At 61.1% G+C, this 18,637-nt stretch carries 18 protein-coding genes; 13 read left to right on the top strand and 5 right to left on the bottom strand.

Translation table 11 applies throughout. The features are described from left to right. Positions 1-29 precede the first annotated feature (29 nt). From ACVC7O_RS14795 to ACVC7O_RS14785, 3 genes are read right to left on the bottom strand one after another with little or no spacing between them, the layout of a single operon-like run. Positions 30-560 (bottom strand): adenine phosphoribosyltransferase, encoded by a 531-nt coding sequence (locus ACVC7O_RS14795; RefSeq protein ID WP_458322881.1) that lies wholly within the window; start codon positions 558-560, stop codon positions 30-32. Continuing rightward, on the bottom strand, positions 557-1,180 hold the full coding sequence (locus ACVC7O_RS14790; protein ID WP_458322880.1) for a LysE family translocator: 624 nt from the start codon (positions 1,178-1,180) through the stop codon (positions 557-559). The genes ACVC7O_RS14795 and ACVC7O_RS14790 overlap by 4 nt, the downstream gene beginning before the upstream one ends. Positions 1,181-1,191: 11 nt before the next feature. After that, positions 1,192-2,067 carry an S-methyl-5'-thioadenosine phosphorylase gene (locus ACVC7O_RS14785; RefSeq protein WP_458322879.1) on the bottom strand — a complete coding sequence of 292 codons (876 nt, stop codon included), beginning with the start codon at positions 2,065-2,067 and terminating at the stop codon, positions 1,192-1,194. A gap of 289 nt (positions 2,068-2,356) precedes the next feature. Between ACVC7O_RS14785 and ACVC7O_RS14780 the strand changes: the two genes are divergently transcribed. Then, positions 2,357-3,991, top strand: a complete 1,635-nt coding sequence (locus ACVC7O_RS14780) for a SulP family inorganic anion transporter (protein WP_458322878.1) — start codon at positions 2,357-2,359, stop codon at positions 3,989-3,991. 134 nt (positions 3,992-4,125) lie between these two features. On the opposite strand, the gene ACVC7O_RS14775 is transcribed toward ACVC7O_RS14780, so the two are convergent. Both ACVC7O_RS14775 and ACVC7O_RS14770 read right to left on the bottom strand, forming a co-directional pair. Further along, a complete protein-coding gene (locus tag ACVC7O_RS14775; protein WP_458322877.1) occupies positions 4,126-4,953 on the bottom strand; it encodes an endonuclease/exonuclease/phosphatase family protein in 828 nt (275 codons plus the stop codon). Between the two features lie 100 nt (positions 4,954-5,053). Continuing rightward, a complete protein-coding gene (locus ACVC7O_RS14770; RefSeq protein WP_458322876.1) occupies positions 5,054-5,656 on the bottom strand; it encodes a flavin reductase family protein in 603 nt (200 codons plus the stop codon). Between the two features lie 87 nt (positions 5,657-5,743). Between ACVC7O_RS14770 and ACVC7O_RS14765 the strand changes: the two genes are divergently transcribed. The 12 genes from ACVC7O_RS14765 to urtE all read left to right on the top strand — a co-directional run bounded on the left by ACVC7O_RS14765 (position 5,744) and on the right by urtE (position 18,631). Beyond that, positions 5,744-6,250, top strand: coding sequence for a GNAT family N-acetyltransferase (locus tag ACVC7O_RS14765; protein WP_458322875.1), 507 nt, complete (start codon positions 5,744-5,746; stop codon positions 6,248-6,250). Positions 6,251-6,292: 42 nt separating this feature from the next. Then, positions 6,293-7,054 carry an EcsC family protein gene (locus ACVC7O_RS14760; protein ID WP_458322874.1) on the top strand — a complete coding sequence of 254 codons (762 nt, stop codon included), beginning with the start codon at positions 6,293-6,295 and terminating at the stop codon, positions 7,052-7,054. A gap of 132 nt (positions 7,055-7,186) precedes the next feature. Then, on the top strand, positions 7,187-7,657 hold the full coding sequence (locus ACVC7O_RS14755; protein ID WP_458322873.1) for an NUDIX hydrolase: 471 nt from the start codon (positions 7,187-7,189) through the stop codon (positions 7,655-7,657). A 65-nt stretch (positions 7,658-7,722) separates the two neighbouring features. Then, positions 7,723-8,148, top strand: a complete 426-nt coding sequence (locus ACVC7O_RS14750; protein ID WP_458322872.1) for a DUF1178 family protein — start codon at positions 7,723-7,725, stop codon at positions 8,146-8,148. Between the two features lie 4 nt (positions 8,149-8,152). Beyond that, on the top strand, positions 8,153-8,791 hold the full coding sequence (locus ACVC7O_RS14745) for an SDR family NAD(P)-dependent oxidoreductase (protein ID WP_458322871.1): 639 nt from the start codon (positions 8,153-8,155) through the stop codon (positions 8,789-8,791). Positions 8,792-8,883: 92 nt separating this feature from the next. Continuing rightward, the gene (locus ACVC7O_RS14740) at positions 8,884-10,122 is read left to right on the top strand and encodes an aspartate kinase (RefSeq protein ID WP_458322870.1); all 1,239 of its coding nucleotides are present in this window, start codon (positions 8,884-8,886) and stop codon (positions 10,120-10,122) included. Positions 10,123-10,171: 49 nt separating this feature from the next. Continuing rightward, the gene (gene ptsP / locus ACVC7O_RS14735) at positions 10,172-12,418 is read left to right on the top strand and encodes a phosphoenolpyruvate--protein phosphotransferase (RefSeq protein WP_458322869.1); all 2,247 of its coding nucleotides are present in this window, start codon (positions 10,172-10,174) and stop codon (positions 12,416-12,418) included. 326 nt (positions 12,419-12,744) lie between these two features. Next, positions 12,745-14,025, top strand: coding sequence for an urea ABC transporter substrate-binding protein (gene urtA / locus ACVC7O_RS14730; protein ID WP_458322868.1), 1,281 nt, complete (start codon positions 12,745-12,747; stop codon positions 14,023-14,025). Positions 14,026-14,101: 76 nt separating this feature from the next. Continuing rightward, positions 14,102-16,027: an urea ABC transporter permease subunit UrtB gene (urtB, locus tag ACVC7O_RS14725; RefSeq protein WP_458322867.1), complete on the top strand. Its 1,926-nt coding sequence runs from the start codon at positions 14,102-14,104 to the stop codon at positions 16,025-16,027. A gap of 3 nt (positions 16,028-16,030) precedes the next feature. Then, positions 16,031-17,197: an urea ABC transporter permease subunit UrtC gene (gene urtC / locus ACVC7O_RS14720; protein WP_458322866.1), complete on the top strand. Its 1,167-nt coding sequence runs from the start codon at positions 16,031-16,033 to the stop codon at positions 17,195-17,197. Further along, positions 17,194-17,943, top strand: a complete 750-nt coding sequence (gene urtD / locus ACVC7O_RS14715; protein WP_458322865.1) for an urea ABC transporter ATP-binding protein UrtD — start codon at positions 17,194-17,196, stop codon at positions 17,941-17,943. The genes urtC and urtD overlap by 4 nt, the downstream gene beginning before the upstream one ends. Next, on the top strand, positions 17,936-18,631 hold the full coding sequence (gene urtE / locus ACVC7O_RS14710) for an urea ABC transporter ATP-binding subunit UrtE (RefSeq protein ID WP_458322864.1): 696 nt from the start codon (positions 17,936-17,938) through the stop codon (positions 18,629-18,631). Before urtD ends, urtE begins: the two co-directional genes overlap by 8 nt. The last annotated feature ends 6 nt before the right edge of the window (positions 18,632-18,637 follow it).

Here is an 18,637-nt window from a genome sequence, read left to right as displayed (position 1 = left end):
AATCCCTTCGGGATTTGGTTTCGGGGGGCTCAGAGGCCGTCGAAGGTGCAGAGCGCGTGCACGTCCATGCCCATCGCCTCCAGTTTCTGGCGACCGCCGAGATCGGGCAGGTCGATCACGAAAGCGCAGGAGACGATTTCTCCGCCCAACCGTTCAAGCAGCTTGATCCCCGCTTCCGCAGTGCCGCCCGTGGCGAGAAGGTCATCCACCACGAGGACTTTTTCGCCAGCACTGATCGCGTCATCGTGGATTTCGACGATGGCCTCGCCATATTCGAGCTTGTAATCTTGGCTAATCGTGGTGCCGGGCAGTTTGCCTTTCTTCCGGATCGGCACGAAACCCACCGAAAGCTGGTGCGCGATGGCGCCGCCGAGGATAAACCCGCGGGCTTCCAGCCCGACGACCTTGTCGATTTCCAGGCCAGCGTAGGGGTGCAGCATCTGATCAATCGCCATTCGAAAACCGCGTGGGTCGGCAAACAGCGTGGTCACATCGCGGAACATGATCCCTTCATGTGGGAAATCGACGATAGTGCGGATGTAGTCCCGAACGGTTTTCATGTTGCTCTCCGCAGCGTGGCGGTCAGCACGCCCATACCCACGAGTGTTGCCCCGCCCGCACGGGTGAGCCATGTGATCACGCTTGGGCGGTCGATGACCCGGCGCATGCGGTCGGCGAGCAGTGCGTAGGCGAGGGCATTGACCGCCGCCAGCGTGCAGAAGGTCGCAATCAGGATCGCGAATTGCGGCAGCAGGGGAGCGTCAGGGCGGATGAACTGCGGAACAAAGGCAATGAAGAAGGCGATGGATTTGGGGTTGAGCGCTGTCACGGCCGCCGCGTGGCCGAAGACGCCGCGCGCACTCACCTCCGCCATGGGGACGGCCAGCCCCTTGGAGGGGGCAGATCGGATCAGCTTGAGGCCGAGCCAGACGAGGTAGGCTGCGCCAACCCACTTCAGGACGGTGAAGAGCGTGGCCGAGGCCAGAACCAGCGCGCCGAGGCCCGCGAGCGAAGCGCTCATGGCAATGAAATCACCCAAGGCGACGCCGCCCGCGGAGGCCACCGCCACCGATCGGCCCTTGCTCAGCGCGTAGCTGAGGACCAGGAGAACGGTCGGCCCCGGGATCAGCAGCAGGGCGGTGGAGGCTGCGACGAAGGCGAGCCAGAGATCGAAGGACATGACGAGGTCTCCTAGGCGAGGACGCGGCCCGCGACCGCATCGAGTTTTGACATCAGCGCAGGGTCACGCACTTCGGGCGCCGTCAGGATGGCGTATTCCAGGGCACGGTCACAGCCGTGCGGGCAGGGTGCGCGCTCCGGCCCCAGCAGGGCGGGCAAGCGGCGCACTATGTCGCGGCCCTTGTCGGCGTTGCCCATGAGCGTGGCAATGATCTGCGTAACATCGACCTCGCCATGATCGGGATGCCAGCTGTCATAGTCGGTGATCATCGCGACGGAGGCATAGCAGAGCTCGGCCTCGCGGGCGAGCTTGGCCTCGGGCATGTTGGTCATGCCGATCACGTCGCAGCCCCAGTGTTCGCGGTACATCTTCGATTCGGCGAGGGTGGAGAACTGCGGGCCTTCCATTGCGAGATAGGTGCCGCCCTTGTGCACGGCGATGCCCGCGTCCTTGGCGGCGGTCTCACAGGCGTCGGTGAGTCGCGGGCAGGTGGGATGCGCGACCGAGACATGGGCCACACAGCCGGTGCCAAAGAAGCTTTTTTCTCGTGCAAAGGTGCGGTCAATGAACTGATCCACAAGCACAAAATCGCCCGGCGCCATCTCTTCGCGAAAAGATCCACAGGCCGAGATCGAGATCACATCGGTGCAGCCGAGCCGTTTCAGTGCGTCGATGTTGGCGCGGTAAGGCACGGTGGTCGGGCTGTGAATGTGCCCGCGCCCGTGACGCGGCAGAAAAGCCATCTCGATCCCGTCGAGCGTGCCGGTCAGGATATCGTCCGACGGCGCACCCCAGGGGCTTTTGACGGTGGTCCATTGGGCATTTTGCAGCCCGTCGATGTCATAGATGCCAGAGCCGCCAATCACGGCGATCTTGGGTGCGGTCATTGGGGGCTCCGTTCTTGTCCGAGAGAGATCGTGGCGGGATGTGAGGGAGAAATCAACTGCTTACACGGGCGTTGCAGGCAATCTTCCAGCTCATGGATGCGGATGCCCTAAAGATCAATCGCTGAGACGATATTGACGCAACGTTCGGGCGGCTCATCTTCCTTCAGCAGTTCTTTACCAAGTTCTGAAAAGCACGCTTGGGTTTCCATTTGTACCGAAACCGTCTAGGGAGCGCCAAACATCGCCTGTACCGGCCCGTTTTTCCTCGAATAGATTTTAGGATATGAGAATGGCGCGAACACCGTTCAGCACCTTTAAGAAGAACCTTGCGATCACTGATCTGCGCTGGATGCCGGAGGACGGTTTCTCGCCACAGCGGCTGCGGATCGAGTTGCTCTCCGGCCTGACCGTCGCGCTGGCGCTGGTGCCGGAGGCTGTCGCTTTTGCTTTTGTGGCAGGCGTGCACCCGCTTGTGGGGCTTTATGCGGCATTCCTCGTGGGGCTGATCACCGCACTGATCGGTGGGCGACCTGGAATGATCTCCGGGGCGACCGGGGCATTGGCGGTCGTCATGGTGGCGCTAGTGGCCGAGCACGGGGTGGAATACCTCTTCGCAACTGTGGTGCTGATGGGGCTTTTGCAGGTCTTCGCGGGTGTGATGCAGTGGGGCAAGTTCATCCGCCTCGTGCCGCACCCTGTGATGCTGGGGTTTGTGAACGGGCTGGCGATCGTGATTTTCCTCGCGCAACTGGGCCAGTTCAAAGTGCCTGGCACGATGGAAAACACCGGCCATGGCATGGGCGGCGGCGAGTGGCTCTCGGGACAGCCGCTCTACATGATGTTGGCGCTGGTGGCGGTCACGATGGCAATCATCTGGGTCATGCCGCGGATGACCCGGGCGATCCCTGCGCCGCTGGCGGGCATCGGGATTGTTGCGGTGATCGTGATCGCCTTTGGACTGGATGTGCCGCGGGTGGGCGATCTGGCGTCAATTCAGGGCGGACTGCCGACGCTGCATATTCCGATGGTACCGCTGACCTGGGAGACGTTCGAGATCATCCTGCCCTACGCGGTGATCCTCGCCGCGATTGGCCTCATCGAGAGCCTACTGACGCTGAACCTGGTGGGCGACATGACCAATCAGCGCGGTGGTGCCTCGCAGGAATGCATCGCCCAGGGTGTGGCCAATACGGTGACCGGATTCTTTGGGGGCATGGGCGGCTGTGCGATGATCGGCCAGTCCATGATCAACGTGAAGTCGGGTGGACGGACGCGCGTGGCGGGCATTGCTGCGGCGGTTTTCCTGCTGTTGTTCATTCTGGTTGGCGCGCCGATCATCGAGCTCATTCCGTTGGCGGCACTGGTGGGCGTGATGTTCATGGTGGTGATCGGAACCTTCGCGTGGAACAGCCTGAGGATCCTGCGCAAGGTGCCCTTTACCGATGCTTTCGTGATCCTGCTGGTTACGGTGGTGACGGTCATGGAAGACTTGGCGGTGGCCGTGGTTGTGGGGGTGATCGTGAGCGCCCTGGCTTATGCTTGGAACAACGCGCGGCGCATTTACGCGACGACACGGGAGTCGCACACCGAGAAAGGGGCCAAGGTCTATGAGATCAATGGGCCGCTGTTCTTCGGCTCTTCGGACGGGTTCATGGAGCTCTTTGATGTGGCGGATGATCCAGACACGGTGATCGTGGACTTCGCCGAGAGCCGGGTTGTGGATCAATCGGCGTTGCAGGCCATCGAAGCGGTGGCGGAGAAGTATGAGGCGGCGGGCAAGACGCTGATGTTGCGCCACCTGAGCCGCGATTGTCACCGGTTGTTGCAGAAGGCTGGGCAGTTGATGGTCGATAGTGATGATGACCCGGACTATGAGTTGGCGGTTGACTACTCGGTTCGGACCGGGAGCTTGGGCGGGCACTGACGGCAGGCGGCGCTGTTGGCCTGCGGCCAAGTCGCCTCGCCCGCCGTCCCATTTAGGATTTGCTTTGGCACTGGCCGCTGGTTTGTTTTTTTAGACGCAGGTGTCCGCATTATTGCTGCCGCCAAGCGAACGACTTAGTAAATCTTGAAACTGGCAACGAAGGGCAGGTGGTCTGAGACGCTGCGCCGAAAGGCCTCGCGCCCCATGTCCATGGTCCAATGCATTGGGAAAAGGCGCAGGCTGCCCTTGATGTAATCTGTCGAGAAGTTCCGGCTCACCGCGAAGCCATCAAGCAGGTTGGCGCGGCCCTTTTCAAGGATATGCGAGAAACGATCCTGCAGATCCCAGGACGAAACGAAGTCCATAACGTCATCGCCGCCGAGATAGTGGAAGTTCGACACGTCCTGCCCCGGGATCATGTTGAAATCGCCCATGAGGAAAATCGCCCGCCGCTTGAGCCCGGGTGTCTGATGGATGTTGGTGATGTAGTCGCCGATCACCTTGCACTGGCTGTCGCGCATCTTCTGTTCGGTCCTGTCGCGCCCGGATTTAAGGTGCACGCCGATCACGATGGCTTTGAGCTTCGCAATCTTGATATCAACAGCGAAGGCCTGCCGTCCGCTGCCATAATCGCCTTCCGATCCCTCGATGAATCGTGGGTTCGTCACGTCAATCCCCGGCTTGTGCAGAAATCCGATGTGAATGTTCCCGCGGCGCTGCGGCAGGATCGTGTGGTTGTAGTCCACCCCGAAAGTCTTCAACTTCTCGACGAGGGTTTCGATATACGTAACGGGCGACACCTCGATCAGCGTTACAAATTCAGCATCGAGAAGCGCCAATCCCTCGGCTTGCTTTTCGGCCTTCTTAGAGCGGGCCGAAATGCCAATGGGGCGACCTGGTCGGGTAAAGCCCGCGAGATTCCAGACCGCTGCGCGAATAATCGAATGATTGAAATTGGTCATAATGCCTTTCCTTAACCTGCAACAGGGCGACGGTATCGCGCGCGCTGCACCAATGGCTGCAGCATAGCACAGGAAAGACAACTGTTGCGCGACTGGCGGCTCAGCCCGGACGTACCAGTTCGAAGAGCTCGGTCACGCGGGCATAGTCGTGATATCCAAGACGGCTGAGCGGTTGGAAGCTCCGCACGTCAAACCGGCCATCGATGATGGCATCGTCGCGGATGTGCACGCCGACCACTTCACCGAAAACGACGAAGTTGGTTTCGCCTTCGAGCTTCACGATCTGGGTCATGCGACATTCCAGAGATGCGGGCGCGCCTTGTACGCGCGCGCAATCGATTTCCTCACATTCGACCGCCGTCGCACCGGCAACTGTGAACTCGTCTTCGTCTTTGCCAAGCGGTGCGGAGGAGGCGTTCATCACGTCGCGCATGGCGTATTCGACGATGTTCACACAGAAGCTTCCGGTCTCGCGAATGTTGGCAACCGAATCCTTGGTGTCGGTCTGGTCGGGCTTGCTGCTCGTTGAGGCAAACATCACTTGCGGCGGCACGTAAGCGACCGCGTTGAAAAAAGAGTAGGGGGCGAGGTTGTTGCGGCCCTGAACATCGCGGGTGGAAATCCACCCGATTGGGCGCGGGCTGACGATGGCATTGAACGGGTTGTGCGGCAGGCCGTGACCGTCTGCGGGGCGGTAGAACATTGCAAACTCCTCGGTGTTTGCAGCTGGTGTAGCGCATGTGCTACGGGCGAACCACCTGAAACCCAAGGCGGGGCGATTTGCCGTCTCATGTACACGTTTGCCGCAGAAACTCCGGAGGATTTCTACGAAGTCGAGGCGCTGTTTGATCTGTGTTTTGCGCCGGGACGTGAGGCCTTGTCGTCCTATCGGCTGCGGGATGATGTGCCGCCTGTGCGAGAGCTGTGTCTGGTTGCGCGGGACGGTGAGGACATTCTTTCCGGTGCGATCCGGTTCTGGCCCGTCACGGTAGCCGGTGCTGTCGCACTGCTGCTCGGGCCGATTGCGGTGCATCCGACGCGGCAGGGCGAGGGGCTGGCGGCTGATCTGATCCGGATGTCACTGGAGAAGGCTGCCCACAATGGTTGGGCGCGTGTTCTGCTGGTGGGCGACGCGCCATACTATCAACGGTTCGGGTTCCAGAAATTGAGCAATGTCATCATGCCACCCCCGACCAATCCGGACCGGGTTTTGGGGCAGCCGCTTCAGCCAGAGGCCTGGAGCGGCCTGTCGGGCGATGTAATGCGATGGCAGGGCGAGGCTCTGCCCGCCAATTGACATCGTTCCACCCCTCCCCATCTAGACATAAGGAGGACGCGGATGAACGACATCACCCAGATTGCCACAGTGAACGTGGAGACCGAGCTGGATCATCTGGCACAGCGTTATCGGCGTGCGGGCAACGGGGCGGTCGATCTTCTGAATGTGGTCGGCGGACGCGCGGAGGGTCTGCTCGAACGTCTGCCCGCCCCGGCACGGGCCGGCTTGCAGGAGGCTACACGGCGCGCGCTCGAACAAGCGATGAAAGTGGCACATAGCAGCCGGGGCGTCGTGCCCGACCAGAAAGGCTGGCTCAATACGGCGATCGGGACGGCGATGGGGGCTGCAGGTGGCGCAGGCGGTTTGCCAACGGCTCTGGCGGAGCTGCCCGTGACAACCACTTTGTTGCTTCGGATCATACAGGGCGTTGCGGTAGACTATGGGTTCGACCCGGCATCGGAGAGCGTGCAATTCGACTGTATCGAGGTCTTCGCGGCCGCCGGGCCGCTGGCCGATGATGATGGTGCCGATCTCGGGTTTCTATCCGCGCGGATGACCCTCACCGGGCCCGCACTGCAGACGATCATCGCGCGCGTTGCCCCGAAGCTGGCAACTGTTCTGGGCCAGAAGCTTGCCGCACAGACGGTGCCAGTTCTCGGCGCGGTGGCCGGCGCGGCGACGAACTATACCTATACGAACTATTACCAGGAAATGGCACATGTGCATTTCGGCCTTCGCAAACTGGCCATCGACGCTGATGTGCCAGTCGAAGAACTGGTTGCGCAGCTGCGACGCCGGATTGCGTCGCGCGCCGTCGCCTGATCAAGGACGGCAATTCAGGAAATCCGGGCTCAGCCCCTTTGAATTCTGGGCAAACTGGCGCAACTGAGGCATAGTTGGCAAAAGGGACAGGAGGCCCGGCGTCGGGACCTCAAAAGCCATTGTGATCGGGCTATGATTAAGCAACTGCCGATTTTTCTGTCGGGCGCGGGCAAACGCGATGTGCGGACCCAGTTTGCGGCGTTGTGTTATCGGGTGCGGAAAACGAAAATCCAGGTCTTACTGATCACATCGCGCGGCACGCAGAGGTGGATCGTGCCGAAGGGCTGGCCCATGGACAAGCGCACGCCTGCGGAATCCGCCGTCCAGGAGGCGTGGGAGGAAGCAGGCGTCCGAGGGCAGTCCGACGGGCGCTGCCTGGGTATTTTCTCCTTCAGCAAGGATGCGGATGACCTTGGCGCCCTGCCGTGTCTGGCCATGGTCTATGCGGTCGAGGTCGACGAGCTTGCGGATGACTATCCCGAAGTCGGGCAGCGCAAACGCAAATGGATGTCGCGGAAAAAGGCCGCTCGGCTGGTGTCTGAGCCGGAATTAGCCCGAATCTTGCGCGATTTTGACCCGCGACCGCCTGGGGGCCAATCTTGACGTGCTTGCTCGACTGCCCCATGTCATAAGAAATCGGTAACCGTTTCGGGAGTATTTTGCGCGCTATGATTCAATATGCGCTCAGATGTGATCAGGGCCATGATTTCGACAGCTGGTTTCAGTCAGCCTCGGCGTTCGAGTCGCTGAAGGATGCGGGTCACATGTCCTGCGCGATTTGTGGATCCGGGTCCGTGGAAAAAGCGGTCATGTCGCCACGGGTTTCTGTACCTGCAAAACCCGAGCCAAAGACCTCGCTGCGGAAAGCGGACACAGAGAGCGAGAAGGCCATCGCCGAGCTGCGCCGCCATGTCGAGGAAAACTCCGATTACGTGGGCGCGCGCTTTGCCGAAGAGGCGCGATCCATGCATCTGGGGACTATCCCCGAGCGGGCGATTTACGGCGAAGCCAATGGCGCGGAAGCCAAGAAGCTGATCGAGGACGGCATTCCAGTGGCGCCGCTGCCCTTCCTGCCGAATCGAAAAGCGAACTGATTTCATGACAGTCGTGATCACCGGCGCCAGCCGCGGCATTGGGGCCGGTCTGGCGGCGGCCTATGCGGCACGCGGTGATCAGGTGATTGGGACGACACGCGACGGCCCCCACCAACTTGACGTCAGCGATCCGGCCAGCCATGCCGCCTTTGCGGAGCATCTCAGCGGCACAGCGGTGGGCTTGCTGGTTTGCAACGCCGGGGTCTATCTTGACAAGGGTCAACTGCTCGAAGACGGCTATCCGCCGGAGCAATGGGCACAGAGCTTTGCGGTCAATGTGACCGGCGTGTTCCTGACCGTGCAGTCACTGCTGCCGCATCTGCGAGCGGCGCGCGCCGCGAAGATTGCGATCATCTCGTCGCAGATGGCGTCTTCCGAACGCGCACCGGGCGGAAGCTATATCTATCGCGCATCGAAGGCCGCTGCGCTGAACCTCGGTCGGAACTTGGCGACCGACTTGATGCCCGAGGGGATTGCCGTTGGCATCTATCATCCCGGCTGGGTGCAGACCGACATGGGCAGCGCAGCTGCCGAGATTACGGTCGCCGAGTCGGTGGCTGGGTTGGTCGAACGGTTCGACGCGCTCGAGTTGGCGCGCACTGGCGTGTTCGAGACATGGGATGGCAGACCCCACGCCTACTGATCATCGCAACATGTCAAGACCTCGTGCCGGGGTGGCTTGTGGTTCCCGGCGGCACAGCGTAAACCCGCCGCGATCAACGCAAGGGGCATATGATGCCAGTTCTGGTGATGAAATTCGGCGGCACATCCGTTGCCACCCTCGACCGTATCCGACGCGCCGCGAAACGGGTCGGTGTCGAGGTGGCGAAAGGCTACGACGTGATCGTCATCGTCTCGGCCATGTCGGGAAAAACCAATGAATTGGTGGGCTGGGTCGGCGAGACCTCGCCGCTGTATGATGCGCGTGAATATGATGCGGTGGTCTCCTCTGGTGAGAACGTGACGGCGGGCTTGATGGCGCTGACGCTGCAGGAGATGGACGTGCCCGCGCGCAGCTGGCAGGGCTGGCAGGTACCGGTGAAGACGACTTCCGCCCATTCTGCGGCCCGGATCGAGGAGATCCCGACCGACAACATCATGGCCAAGTTCGGCGAGGGTATGCGGGTGGCGATTGTCGCAGGGTTTCAGGGCGTGAGCCCCGAGGGGCGGATTACCACACTGGGTCGCGGCGGGTCGGACACGACGGCGGTCGCTTTCGCTGCAGCTTTCGGCGCGGAGCGCTGTGATATCTATACGGATGTGGATGGTGTTTACACCACCGATCCGCGGGTCAGCCCCAAGGCGCGCAAGCTCGACAAGATCGCCTTTGAGGAAATGCTGGAGCTTGCGTCTCTGGGTGCAAAGGTGCTGCAGACCCGGTCGGTCGAACTGGCCATGCGCTACAAGGTTCGGCTGCGGGTGCTCAGCAGCTTTGAGGAACAATCGGATAACGCGGGCACGCTGGTCTGCGACGAGGAGGATATCATGGAAAGCAATGTGGTGGCGGGCGTGGCCTTTTCGCGCGACGAAGCAAAGATGACCCTTGTAAGCGTCGCCGACCGGCCCGGTATTGCGGCGAGCATCTTCACCGCGCTCAGCGAGGGCGGCGTGAATGTCGATATGATCGTTCAGAACATCTCGGAAGAGGGCCGCACCGATATGACGTGGTCCTGCCCGACTGACCAAGTTGTTCGCGCACAGAAGGCGGTGGCCGAAGCCAAGGAACAGGGTGTTATCAATTTTCACGAGGTGATCGCGGACACGGATGTGGCCAAGGTGTCGGTCGTGGGGATCGGCATGCGGTCTCACACGGGGGTGGCCGCCAAGATGTTCCAGGTGATGAGTGCCGAAGGGATCAACATCAAGGTCATCACCACATCAGAGATCAAGATTTCGGTTCTCATCGACAGGAAATACATGGAACTCGCCGTGCAGGCGCTGCATGATGCGTTCGAATTGGAGAAAGCCGCCTGATCTCACGTGATGGCGGGTCGTCACCACAGAACGTGGGAGGATCATGCGCTTGGCTGACCGTCTGGAGACAGGATCGCGCAAGCTGCTGGGGCGGCTGCGGGATGCGATGGCCGGCGATGTCGAAGGGCAGGCGCGGCTGAACCGGATCACCCATCTCATCGCTGACAGCATGGGGTGCGAGGTCTGCTCAATCTACCTCTTTCGCGATGCGGATACGCTGGAACTCTGTGCGACCGAAGGTCTGAATCAGGACGCGGTGCACAAGACGCGGATGAAGCTGGGCGAGGGGCTCGTCGGCATGGTTGCGCGTCGCCGTCAGGTGGTGAACACGCCCGATGCGCCGCAGGCCAAAGGGTTCCGCTATATGCCGGAGACGGGCGAAGAGGTTTTCTCCAGTTTTCTCGGCGTTCCTGTGCAGCGTCTGGGCGAGGCGCTCGGGGTGCTGGTGGTTCAGTCGCGAACGGCCCGCAAGTTCTCTGCCGATGAGGTCTATGCGCTCGAGGTCGTCGCGATGGTGCTGGCCGAGATGACAGAGTTGGGCGCATTCGTGGGCGATAACGCGGCGATGTCGGCACGCCATTCCCAGCCCGCGATGTTTCGCGGCACCGTGGGGCAGGAAGGCGCCGCCGAGGGGCACGTCTGGCTGCACGAGCCGCGCGTCGTGGTCACCAACCCAATCGCCGATGATCCGGTTCGTGAGCTTGAGCGGTTGCAAGAGGCGGTGGAGCAGCTCCGCGTGGGCGTCGACAAGATGCTCGAGATCGCAGGAAGTCAGGACAAGGACCAGCAGCAGGTACTGGAAGCCTACCGCATGTTCGCCAACTCCAAGGGCTGGATGCGGCGGATGGAGGAGGACATTTCCAACGGGCTTTCCGCCGAGGCCGCCGTCGAGAAGGAACAATCGCTGGCCCGCGCCCGCATGGGGCAGGTTACCGACAACTACCTGCGTGAGCGGCTCAGCGACCTGGATGATCTGAGCAATCGGCTGCTACGTATTCTGACTGGCCAGGGGGCGGACACTGGCGCGGAGATGCCAGCGGACCCGATCCTCATCGCGCGAAATATTGGCCCGGCCGAGTTGCTGGAGTACGGGCGCAGCCTCAAGGGGATCGTGCTGGAAGAGGGCTCTGTCGGCAGCCACGCGGCGATTGTCGCCCGCGCTCTTGCGATCCCGCTGGTGGTGCATGCGGAGCGGGTCACCACCGAAGCGCTCAATGGCGATCACATCATGGTCGATGGCGAGCAAGGGATCGTGCACCTGCGGCCTGACGAGAACGTGGTCACCGCCTTCCGAGACAAGATCGCGATGCTGGCCGCCGCACAGGAACGCTATGCCTCGATCCGGGATTTGCCTGCGGAAACGCCCGATGGTGCGGTGCTGTCGCTGCATATGAACGCAGGGCTCATGGCGGATCTGCCGTCTCTGCCAAGCTCCGGCGCCGAGGGCGTGGGCCTTTTTCGGACCGAGTTGCAGTTCCTCGTGCGCAACCAGATGCCGCGCCGCTCGGAGCTTGTGGCACTTTACGCCCGGGTGTTGGATGCGGCTGGTGGCAAGCCGGTGATCTTCCGCACGCTCGACATCGGCTCGGATAAGGTGCTGCCTTACATGAAGCCCAACGACGAGCCGAACCCGGCGCTGGGTTGGCGGGCAATCCGCGTGGGGCTCGACAAGCCCGGGATCATGCGGATGCAGCTCCAGGCACTGATCCGGGCGGCCAACGGGCGGCCGCTCACCGTAATGTTCCCCTTCGTGGCGCAGTTCGAGGAGTACCGGACCGCGCGCAGGTTGATGGACAAGACACTGGCCGCTGAGGAGCGGCTCGGCCATCCCTTGCCCGAGAGCGTCAAGGTGGGCGCGATGCTCGAAACCCCGAGCCTCGCCTTCGCGCCTGTGAAATTCTTTGAAGAGGTCGACTTCCTGTCGATTGGTGGCAATGACCTCAAGCAGTTCTTTTTCGCCGCTGACCGCGAGAACGAGCGCGTGCGCCGCCGCTATGATACGCTGAACGTGTCGTTCCTGAGCTTCATTGAAGGCATCGTGGAGCGCTGCAGCGTCACCGGAACGCCGCTGTCATTCTGTGGTGAGGATGCCGGTCGACCGGTCGAGGCGATGTGCTTCGCGGCGATCGGGTTACGCAGCCTGTCAATGCGCCCCGCATCCATCGGGCCGGTGAAAAGCTTGCTGCGACGCACCAATCTCCAGGAGGTCCGCAAAGTCATCGCTGATGCACGCCACCGTGGTGAGATGTCGGTGCGTCCGGCGGTCATGGAGTGGCTGCGGACCCAGAATAGCTGACTACACCCGGGCCCGCCTCATTCTTGGGCGTCTTATGGATGAGCATATTTTGAGCACTGATCGCATTTTCCGGTAATTTTTTGAGCATTTAGCATCGCTGCGCGGTGCCTCTGAACCATTCGTTGGCCAATTTCCGCTGCATGCCTCTAACTCGGCGTGCCTGCTAGGCAAGAAACGCCGCGCAGAGGGTCATCCTGGCAGATCGCTCCCCCTGCACGACGACAACATCACTGTTGCGGGACCTGACTACACCTGTTGGGCCGTCGTCGGAAGACGCTTTGCGTGTCGGAGGGCCACCCGCAGCGACAACGGGGAACGTTTAACATATGAAACTGAAACTCTATTCCATGGCGACAGCCGCTCTTTTGGGATCGACCGCAATGGCCGCCGCGGAATGCGCGGACCCGATCAAAGTGGGCGTGCTTCACTCGCTGTCGGGCACCATGGCGATTTCCGAGACCACGCTGAAAGACACCATGCTGATGCTGATCGAACAGCAAAATGCCGCCGGTGGTCTGCTGGGTTGCGAAATCGAAGCCGTGGTTGTGGATCCGGCCTCCGACTGGCCGCTCTTTGCTGAAAAAGCACGCGAATTGCTCACCGTGCATGAGGTTGATGTAATCTTCGGCAACTGGACCAGCGTGAGCCGCAAGTCCGTGCTGCCGGTCATTGAGGAGCTGAACGGTTTGCTCTTCTATCCGGTTCAGTACGAGGGCGAGGAAAGCTCGCGCAACGTTTTTTACACCGGTGCCGCGCCCAACCAGCAGGCGATCCCTGCGGTGGATTACTTTCTTGAGGAGCTTGGCGTCGAAAAATTTGCGCTGCTCGGCACCGACTATGTCTATCCGCGCACGACCAACAACATCCTTGAACAATACCTGCAAGACAATGGCATCGCGTCGGACGACATCTTCGTGAACTACACACCCTTCGGTCATTCTGACTGGGCGACAATCGTGGCCGATGTCGTGGCCCTGGGTGAGGATGGCAAGCAGGTCGGCGTGATCTCGACGATCAATGGTGATGCGAACATCGGCTTCTACAAAGAACTGGCTGCTGCGGGCGTGTCGGCGGATGACATTCCGGTTGTCGCCTTCTCGGTGGGTGAAGAGGAGCTGTCCGGTCTCGACACATCGAACCTCGTCGGTCACCTCGCGGCATGGAACTACTTCCAGTCGGCTGAAACCGATGCGAATGCCGAGTTCATCTCTGCCTGGAAGGATTTCGCGGGCGAAGAGCGCGTGACCAACGACCCGATGGAGGCGCATTACATAGGCTTCAACATGTGGGTGAACGCGGCCACCGAAGCAGGCAGCACGGACGTGGATGCCGTTCGCTCGGCGATGTACGGGCAGGAGTTCCCGAACCTGACGGGCGGGACTGCTGTGATGCTGCCGAACCATCACCTCGCCAAGCCGGTGCTGATCGGTGAGATCACCGCGGATGGCCAGTTCGACATCATCTCCAAGACGGACGAAGTGCCTGGGGATGCGTGGACGGACTTCCTGCCAGCCTCCAAGGTTTTGACCTCCGATTGGAAAGAGCTTGGCTGTGGGATGTACAACACCGAGACAAACACCTGTGTTCAATTGACATCAAACTATTGATCCGGCCTAGCGGGGCCGTCCTACGATGGCCCCGTTTTCCACAGCGCGACCTTCTATCCCCCGAAAGCACGAGTTCATGCGCCGTTTTCTTCTTGCCATCGCGCTGTGTCTTGGCGCGCTGACACAGGCGCAAGCCGATGACCTGCAGCAAATCCTCCAGGTGCATGCGGACGAGATGACGAAACCGTCACGTCGCAGCGTGGGTGTGTTGCTTGATGATCTGGTGGACTCTGGCCTGCCGCAGGTGCCCGGCTTCCTGGAAGAATGGGCGGACAAAAACGTCTGGAAGAGCCCCGGCGGCCTCTTCTTTTTCGGTCAGCCCGATGGCGATGACATTTCATTGACAGACCTCGACACTGACGAGGTCAAGACCGAACCGCGCGACGGTTTCATTCAACTCAAACCAAACGGAGGCGTACGGCGCCTCATCGGAACGGCGCTTGTGCAATTCCAACTGGCGGACCCGGATATCATCCGTCGTGAGAGTGCTGTTGCGGCCATTGCCCGGCGCCCTGAGGCGGCGCAACTCGCCCCACTTGTCGCATCAATCGAGGGTGAACCCGACGCAGCGTTGCGCGCGCGCAAGATGCAACTGGCGAATTTCCTGTCGGCCCGGTTTGCCGAGACGGCCGAGGAACGCATCGCAGCCATCAGCACGCTTGCGCAGGACACCACGGTTGAGGCGCGCAGCGTTTTGAACCAAGTCCTGCAGACCGAATCCGGGGTCGCAGCATCTGAGCCCGAGGGCAATATCGCGCGCCTTCTCGACCCCATGGAGGCGCCCGACGCTTACTATGACCAGTTGGTCGAAGCCGGGTTCGCGCCAACACAAACCGGGCCCGCCGTGATCCGCGCCGCGTTAGAGGCGCACATTGACGAGGGCACCGTCGGTGGTGTCCCCCTTGCGCAGCTTGACAGCGACGCGGCGCGTGAACGGGCCTATGCGGCGCTCTCCAAGGAGGGTCTGGTTCCGCCGCTGGTCACCGAGGAAACCCGCGATTATGCGCTGAACACCTACGTGTTCTACGAGCTTTATGACGAGCCCGACGCCGAGATCACCGCGGCTGCGGAGGCGGCGCTCGCATCTGTCGAGCAGCGGGTCGCCTTTGCACAGGCCGCCGATCTGGCCCTGGACGGTTTGTCGCTGGCGTCGATCTATTTCCTTGCAGCCATCGGTCTCGCGATTACCTTCGGCGTGATGGGCGTGATCAACATGGCACACGGCGAGTTCATCATGATGGGCGCCTACACCGGTTACGTGGTGCAGCTCTTCGTGCCGGACTACACGCTGTCGATCATCATCGCCCTGCCGCTGGCCTTCGCGGTGACCTTTGGCGCGGGCGTGACGATGGAGCGGTTGGTGATCCGGCATCTCTATCACCGGCCGTTGGAGACGCTGCTCGCCACCTTCGGGATTTCCATCGCGCTCCAGCAGCTTGCCAAGAACATCTTCGGCACCCAGGCGCGCCCGCTAACCTCGCCCGACTGGCTCGACGGGGCCTGGGTGATCTCGGATGTTGTTCAGATCAGCTACATCCGCATCGCGATTTTTGTCCTCGCTTTGTTGTTTCTTGCCCTGATCCTGTTCGTGCTCAAGCGCACGCGTCTGGGGCTCGAGGTGCGCGCGGTGACACAGAACCCCGGCATGGCGGCGAGCATGGGCATCAACCCGGATCGCATCAACATGCTGACGTTCGGGCTTGGCTCAGGCATCGCAGGCATCGCCGGCGTGGCCATCGGGCTCTATGCCAAGGTCACGTCGGAGATGGGTGCGGACTACATTGTGCAGAGCTTCATGACCGTCGTCGTCGGCGGGGTCGGCAATGTCTGGGGAACGCTCGCAGGGGCCTCGCTCATCGGGATCCTGCAAAAGGGCATCGAGTGGCTGAACCCGTCGAACACGCTGGCCGCACAAACCTATATGATCCTCTTCATCATCCTCTTTATTCAATTCCGACCCAAGGGCATCGTCGCGCTCAAGGGCCGGGCGGCGGCGGACTAGATCATGCGGAACAGTTTCATCGCACAGAACCCCTCCGTCCTGTGGTTCCTCGCGGCGCTCAGCCTCTTCACGATTTCCGTCGTGCTGCTGTCGGAGGCCACTGGCACCGCCATGATCTCTACTTCCTTCGTAAAGACGCTGGGCAAGACCCTATGCCTCTGCCTTATCGCGATTGCGATGGACGTGGTCTGGGGCTACTGTGGCATTCTTTCACTCGGGCATTTCGCCTTCTTCGGGATCGGCGGATATGCGATCGGCATGTGGCTGATGTACGCACGCACCGAAACGATTGTCCTTGAGAGCTTGCAGAACCAGGTGATCCCGCCCACACCACAGGAGGTCTCGGATGCCATTGGCAACCAGATCTTCGGCGTCGTCGGCTCGTCCGAATTCCCGCTGATTTGGGCCTTTGCCGACAGTCTGTTCCTGCAATTGCTGATGGTGGTCCTTGTGCCCGGTCTGCTGGCGCTGGTCTTTGGCTGGCTGGCGTTCCGGTCGCGCGTTACGGGCGTTTATCTGTCGATCCTCACGCAGGCGATGACGCTGGCACTGTCGCTCTACCTCTTTCAGAACGACAGCGGGTTGCGTGGGAACAATGGTCTCTCGGGTCTGCAGAACATACCGGGCTTTGAGGGCACATCGCAGGCGACAATCTCCATCGTCTTCTTCCTCGCTTCAGCGATTGCTCTTGGCGCAGGCTACGTCTTCTTTGCCTGGGTCATCTCGGGCAAGATGGGCAGCGTGATCAACGGCATACGCGACAACGAAGCGCGGGTGCGGTTCCTCGGCTACCATGTGGAAACCTACAAGCTTTTTGTCTTTACCATCACCGCCATCATATCTGGCATCGCGGGCGCGCTCTATTATCCGCAGGCGGGCATTATCAACCCTGGAGAGATCGCGCCGATTGCATCGATCTACCTCGCAGTCTGGGTGGCTATAGGAGGCCGGGGGCGCCTCTATGGCGCCGTGATCGGCGCGGCCTTCGTATCGCTGCTGTCAAGCTGGTTCACAGGCGGTGGTGCGCCGGACATCAACCTTGGCTTTTACACCATCCAATGGACCGACTGGTGGCTGGTACTGCTCGGAGTATCCTTCGTAGCGGTGACCTTGTTCTTTCCGAAGGGCATCGGCGGCCTTTTTGACTACCTTGTGCGGAAGCCGTCATGAGCATGCTGTTGGAAGTCTCGGGCGTCTCAGTCACCTTCGATGGGTTTCGGGCGATCAACAACCTGTCGATCAATTTCGCCGAAGCGGAATTGCGAGCCATCATCGGGCCCAATGGTGCTGGCAAAACCACCTTCATGGACATCGTAACCGGCAAGACCAAGCCGGATGAGGGCAAGGTGATCTGGGGGGAGAAGAACATCTCGCTGTTAGGCCTGTCCGAGAGCCAGATCGCGATGGAGGGCATCGGGCGGAAGTTTCAGAAGCCCACGGTTTTCGAAGACCAGACGGTGCGGCAGAACCTCGCGATGGCACTGCATAATCCGCGTGGGCCGTTTGCTGTTCTGATGCACAAGAAAACGGCGGCAAATGCCGCGCGGATCGAGGCCATCGCGGAGGAGATTGGGCTGATCGAGAGCCTCACCCGGCGCGCGGGAGAGCTGAGCCACGGGCAAAAACAGTGGCTCGAGATCGGTATGTTGCTCGCTCAAGAGCCGCGTTTGCTTCTCGTTGATGAACCTGCTGCTGGCATGACGGTCGAGGAGCGCGAGAAAACGACGGATATCCTCAGAAAGGCGGCCGAGACCCGCGCTGTGGTCGTGGTCGAGCACGATATGGAGTTTGTCCGGCGCCTCGATTGCAAGGTAACCGTGCTGCATGAAGGGGCAGTACTCGCGGAGGGCAACCTCGATCACGTGACATCCAATCAGACGGTCGTCGACGTCTATCTGGGGCGCGGCCATGCTTGACGTCTCAAAACTCGATCTGCACTACGGACAGAGCCAGATCCTTTTCGATATCTCGCTGAGCGCCGAGGTCGGCCAGATCACTGCGGTTATGGGGAACAACGGTGCGGGCAAGACCAGCCTTCTCAAGGCGATAGCCGGACGGCATCCCGCGAGCGGCGGCGCGGTTCGCATTGCTGGTGTTGAGGTGCCGCCGTCGTCGGCCGTCCGCGCCGCGCGCCAAGGCATTTCATACGTGCCTCAAGGGCGTGAAATCTTTCCCATGATGAGCGTTCTGGAAAATCTCGAGACGGGATTTGCCTGCCTGCCGAAAGCGGAGCATCACATTCCCGAGCACCTCTTTGCACTCTTTCCGGTGCTGCGCGAGATGCAGGGCCGCCGTGGCGGGGATTTGTCTGGTGGCCAACAACAGCAGTTGGCCATCGCGCGCGCCTTGATCACACGTCCGAAGGTGTTGCTGCTGGACGAGCCGACAGAGGGTATTCAGCCGAATGTCATCCAGCAAATCGGCGATGCTCTCCGGCAACTGCGTGACGGGGGGGACATGGCGATCGTCCTCGTTGAGCAGAACGCGGACTTTGCTTATGGGCTGGCGGACCGCTTCGTGGTGGTCGAACGCGGCGCGGTTAAACGTCGTGAAGATAAGGCGGCGTACAGCAAAGATCAGCTCCTTGCGGATCTGGCGCTCTGAGATATC

It is taken from the genome of Roseobacter cerffii, from assembly GCF_054226325.1.
Note: the sequence above shows the minus strand (reverse complement) of the source record. Positions and strands in the feature narration are given on the sequence as shown.